Annotated in this window: 2 protein-coding genes; both read right to left on the bottom strand. The window is 65.0% G+C overall.

Annotation, left to right across the window (positions count from 1 at the left end):
- Positions 1–83: 83 nt before the first annotated feature.
- Positions 84–1,100, bottom strand: coding sequence for a 3-oxoacyl-ACP synthase III (locus QRO95_RS25200; RefSeq protein ID WP_107431623.1), 1,017 nt, complete (start codon positions 1,098–1,100; stop codon positions 84–86).
- 103 nt (positions 1,101–1,203) lie between these two features.
- Positions 1,204–1,521: a DUF4156 domain-containing protein gene (locus QRO95_RS25195; protein ID WP_005407628.1), complete on the bottom strand. Its 318-nt coding sequence runs from the start codon at positions 1,519–1,521 to the stop codon at positions 1,204–1,206.
- Between the last annotated feature and the right edge of the window lie 66 nt (positions 1,522–1,587).

Raw genomic sequence — 1,587 nt, 5'->3', positions numbered from 1 at the left:
GTAGAAAGGGCCGGTAGAACCGGACCCAGGACACATGGAAAACTCATCGCTGCCCATCGCGCAGCAGGTCAGCGGTGACTTTTTTACCAGACCACTTCAGCCATCGAACAGTTCAGGCCCGAGCCGATGCCCAGAAGCGCGATGCGATCGCCCTTCTTCAGCTTGCCCAGCTGCTTGAGCTTGCTCAGCACGATCGGCACCGAGGCCGGGCCGATGTTGCCGTGCTCGCCGAAGATGGTCATGACCTTCTTCGGGTCGATGCCGAAGTTCTTGATGAACGCGGCGGTGTGCGGCTGGCTGACCTGGTGGATCACGAACTGGTCCAGTTCTTCCACAGCCCAGCCGAGTGCGATCTTGGCGGCGCTGAAGGTCTTCTGCGCCAGCTTGATGCCTTCGATCAGCAGCAGGCGGGTGTCGGTGACCATGCGGTCCAGGTTGCCCAGGCACAGCTGGTTCCACTCGGTGGCCGAGCGGGTCACGCCACCCTTGTAGCGCGGCGCATCCGGCACCAGTTCCGAGCGCGCCATCACCATCGCGGCGGCGCCCGAACCCGTGGTCAGGGCGGCCAGCTCGTTGCGGAAATCGTCGGCGGTGACGTCCGGGGCGGTCATGCGCTCCAGGGTCTTCTCGTACACCAGGTTGGCGGTCTCGCCATCCACCACCAGCGCGTAGTCGATGTCGCCGCGCTCGATCATGCGCGCCGCGATGTCCATGCCGTTGATGAAGGCCAGGCAGGCATTGGCGACGTCGAAGGTCATGCACTCGTCGCTGACGCCGAGGTTGCCCGACACGATGGAGGCCGTGGACGGCTCCAGGTAGTCGCGGCTGACCGAGGTGTTGACCAGCAGGCCAACCTGCGTTGCATCGATGCCCGCGTCTTCCAGCGCCTTGCGGCCGGCCATGGTGGCGGCATCGGACGCAAGCACGCCGTTGTCCCACAGGCGGCGGGCATGGATGCCGGCGATATCGCCGAGCACGTCGGTGCGGATACCGAGGCGATCCAACGTCGGCTGCAGCCGCTCGTTGATTTCCTTGGTCGTCAGCGTATGCGGCGCATCAACGTGTGCCAGGCCGGCGATCGAGACATTCTTGAAGAGCATCGAGGTTAGCGCCAAGGCTCAGGCAAAAGGGGGCGCTATTCTATAACCCCCGGGGCCTTCACCGCATCTTTACGAATTCAGGCTTGGCCGTATGGTGAAGCGTTCAGCGCGGCGGGCACTGGAAAGCGGCGAAGCGCTGACTGCCATCGGCCGGAGCCGCGGCGGCCTGCACGGCATTGGCACCGGCGCTCGGCGCCTCGTTGCGGGCCAGGGTTTCCAGCTCTTCCTGCACACGCAGCGGGTTGCGGTTGTAGAAGCCGACCTTGCTCTTCACGGTCACCACCACCTCGCCCTTGGCGATGCAGCCAGCGGGAACCGGGCCTGCCGGCAGCACGCGGGTCGCCTTGCCGGCCGGTTCGATCGGCACCCAGGTACAGGCGGTGACGGTGAGCAACAGGGAGGAAAGCAGCAGAACGCGCATGGGCAGATCCTGGAAGGGTATGGGGGGATTCTGCCTGAACAGCCTGAATCGGGGGTAGCCGGTGGG

This window comes from Stenotrophomonas maltophilia group sp. Smal13, assembly GCF_030236855.1.
Lineage (GTDB): Bacteria > Pseudomonadota > Gammaproteobacteria > Xanthomonadales > Xanthomonadaceae > Stenotrophomonas > Stenotrophomonas maltophilia_A.
The sequence above is the reverse complement of the archived record's forward strand: the minus strand, read 5'-3'. Positions and strand labels throughout refer to the sequence as shown.

Coding starts and splice junctions, on each gene's coding strand:
- QRO95_RS25195 (WP_005407628.1), bottom strand. CDS start 1,521: ATGCGCGTTCTGCTGCTTTCCTCCCTGTTGCTCACCGTCACCGCCTGT.
- QRO95_RS25200 (WP_107431623.1), bottom strand. CDS start 1,100: ATGCTCTTCAAGAATGTCTCGATCGCCGGCCTGGCACACGTTGATGCG.